The sequence below is a fragment of the Cytobacillus sp. GQ23 genome (assembly GCF_059758675.1).
Window position 1 is genome coordinate 1 of record NZ_JCAXER010000064.1, and the last position, 2,177, is coordinate 2,177.

At 44.3% G+C, this 2,177-nt stretch carries 3 protein-coding genes; 2 read left to right on the forward strand and 1 reads right to left on the reverse strand.

From position 1 onward, the window contains the following. Window positions 1–432 precede the first annotated feature (432 nt). The gene (gene thmT, locus AC6CHU_RS25805; RefSeq protein WP_159863500.1) at window positions 433–618 is read right to left on the reverse strand and encodes a 2-hydroxymuconate tautomerase; all 186 of its coding nucleotides are present in this window, start codon (window positions 616–618) and stop codon (window positions 433–435) included. Window positions 619–802: 184 nt separating this feature from the next. Between thmT and AC6CHU_RS25810 the strand changes: the two genes are divergently transcribed. Both AC6CHU_RS25810 and AC6CHU_RS25815 read left to right on the forward strand, forming a co-directional pair. Next, complete coding sequence (locus tag AC6CHU_RS25810; RefSeq protein ID WP_498123154.1) at window positions 803–1,462, forward strand: site-2 protease family protein; 660 nt, start codon at window positions 803–805, stop codon at window positions 1,460–1,462. Between the two features lie 37 nt (window positions 1,463–1,499). Further along, window positions 1,500–2,012 carry a YwhD family protein gene (locus tag AC6CHU_RS25815; RefSeq protein WP_159863498.1) on the forward strand — a complete coding sequence of 171 codons (513 nt, stop codon included), beginning with the start codon at window positions 1,500–1,502 and terminating at the stop codon, window positions 2,010–2,012. Window positions 2,013–2,177: the final 165 nt, after the last annotated feature.

Consider the following 2,177-nt stretch of genomic DNA (forward strand, 5'->3'; position numbering starts at 1 on the left):
CCATTACAGGAAACTGCCCCTTTTTTTTCGAAATTTTGCTGATCGCTTAAGCGTTTTCCGCCGACAGCGTAGTGGTTTTTGGTCATTTATTCGATAAGAACGGCGATTTTGTCATCAAGTGCTCCGGTTGTTTCGCCGAAAGCTGCAGGTGCTTAACCCGACTTTTTTGGGGGCTGTAAAGTGTCTAACCGCATAGAAATCTGGTTAAGCGCAGCTATCCGCACAGAAAAATTGTTATGCGCACAGAAATCGGGCTAGACGCACAGAAATTTGGGCTATCCGCACAGAAATCCCTGTTATCCGCACAGAATCTCTTTATACGAAAGAAAAAACGCCTTATCCGCAAATAGGATCGGGCTATCCGCAAATAAAACATCCCCAAATGCAAAAAAAGCAGTCCCCTTTACAGGAAACTGCCCTTTTTCCGAAATTTTACTGGTCGCTTAAGCGTTTTCCGCCGACAGCATAGTGATTTTTGGTCATTTCTTCAATGAATACCACAATTTTGTCTTCAGGTGCGCCCGTTGTTTCGCTGACGGCCGCAGTTACTTTTTCAGCGAGTGCTTTTTTCTGCTCTTCAGTGCGGCCTTCAAGCATTTTTACTGTTACATATGGCATTTCGTTTCCTCCTCATTATGTATGCTTGCTTGTATTTTTCCACTTTTTCCGGCAATGTGCAAGCCTGATTCCCTTTGACCAGGCGTTCATGTATACTTTTAGGTAAATAGAAGCGGCATTTTCTACATAGTATGTTATAAATAAAGCCTGGCTTTTTAGCAGGCAGGAGAGGGAGTTTTGGCTTTTGGAACAATTTTTGGCGTTTTCTCTGAGGGAGATTCCCTATGTGGCGGTAACGTTGATGGTTGCCTTTACGGTTCATGAATTTGCCCATGCTTATATGGCTTATAAGTTTGGGGATCCCACTGCAAAAAACCAGGGAAGATTAACGTTAAATCCCATGCAGCATCTGGATCCGATTGGGACGATCCTGATTTTTATTGCCGGTTTCGGATGGGCCAGGCCTGTACCGGTCAACCGCTTCTTTTTCAAAAATCCGAAGCTTGCCGGGATCTCTGTCTCCATTGCGGGGCCGATATCCAATCTGGTGATGGCTGTTCTGGGCTTTTTCATCTGGTATGCTCTTGCAGGAACAGGGCTCGCCGCCTCATTTCCAACGTTTGTGGCAGATTTTCTGAACATCTTTATTCAGCTGAATTTAGTGCTGTTTGTATTCAACCTGCTGCCGTTTCCGCCGCTCGACGGCTACAGAATTATTGAGGATTTGGCGCCAGCCCGTATTCGTCCGAAAATGACTCAGTTTGAGGCGTATGGCTCGGTGATATTCCTGATTCTTGTCATTACCCCGCTGGATCAATATACCATCCAGCCGATTTTCAACTCCGTATTGCCGGTTCTGGCGAGCGGCTTAAATGATTTTTTCTATGAATTATTTATGACATAATAATAAGAACCTAGTACTTGCATAGGAGGACGTGAACATGGAAGAAAAAAAGAAAAAGAAAGTCGATTTTAATATTATTAAGAGCGACCCGACTGATGGACATGGCGGATTCGGAGTCGGCACTCTGAGTCTTGATAATGTAACACCGGTTATCATTGATGTGGATGCCGGGGAGGCGTCTATTGAAGTGGGTGCCATGCATGCACGCAGCCCGGTTGAAAGAGGCATCAAGTTTTTAAAAAGCAAAGAGGAAGTGCCAAACGGGAAACCGTACTGGCTGATTTGGATTACCATTGGCCGCAAAGAGGGAGGCGCCTACTATGCAGGCGTTACAGCGTGTGAAATGACGGTTGACAGGGAGATCCGCCGGGGCTACAAATCGCTTCCCGAGCATGTGAACCGCATGGATAAATCGATTAAAAAACATATTATCGTGGATCATATGGACGAGAAATCCAAAAAGGTGCTGGCTGATTTTCTGAAAAACCATGACGCAGGCATGTGGGAAAGATCAGTGGAACAGCTAAAAAAAGATTTACAAGCCATTTAGAAGAAAAGTCTTATTTTGTGACGAAATTGTGACATTTTTTTGACGTGATTTTCTAACTACTTGTACAATTCACTTAAAAAAAGTAAACTAATTAACAGTGTGAAGGCACAGTATAACACTAGGACACGAAAAACCCCGGGATTCGGACCCCGGGGTTTTTCATTT